Annotated in this window: 1 protein-coding gene; it reads left to right on the top strand. The window is 68.0% G+C overall.

All coding sequences use genetic code 11. The features are described 5' to 3' along the window. A partial coding sequence (locus AC1IN8_RS21045; protein WP_479760499.1) for a VCBS domain-containing protein occupies nucleotides 1–613 on the top strand: 613 nt, incomplete at both ends.

Below are 613 nucleotides of genomic sequence, written 5' to 3'. Positions count from 1 at the left end.
CAGCGGCAGCCTCAGCGTGGCCGATGTGGATCAGGGCGAGGATGTCTTCGATACCGGCAGTGTCACCGACACCACCGTCGGCGGTGCCCTCGGCAGCCTGAGCATCACCGCGGCCGGCACCTGGACCTACGAGGTGGCCAACGCTGCTGTGCAGTACCTGGGCGCCGGGGACACCCGCGTCGAGACCTTCGAGGTGAGCTCGCTCGATGGCACCGCCACCGAAACCGTGACCGTCACCATCACCGGCAGCAACGATGGCGCCACCATCAGCGGCGATGTTCTGGGGACGGTGACCGAGGACAATAGCGCCCCGCTGCTGACCGACACCGGCAGCCTCAGCGTGGCCGACGTGGATCAGGGCGAGGATGTCTTCGACACCGGCAGCGTCACCGACACCACCGTCGGCGGTGCCCTTGGCAGCCTGAGCATCACCGCGGCCGGCACCTGGACCTACGAGGTGGCCAACGCCGATGTGCAGTACCTGGGCGCCGGGGACACCCGTGTCGAGACCTTCGAGGTGAGCTCGGTCGATGGCACCGCCACCGAAACCGTGACCGTCACCATCACCGGCACCAACGATGGCGCCACCATCAGCGGCGATGTTCTGGGGGCG

Source organism: Aeromonas sp. 130281 (assembly GCF_056642115.1).
Note: the sequence above shows the minus strand (reverse complement) of the source record. Positions and strands in the feature narration are given on the sequence as shown.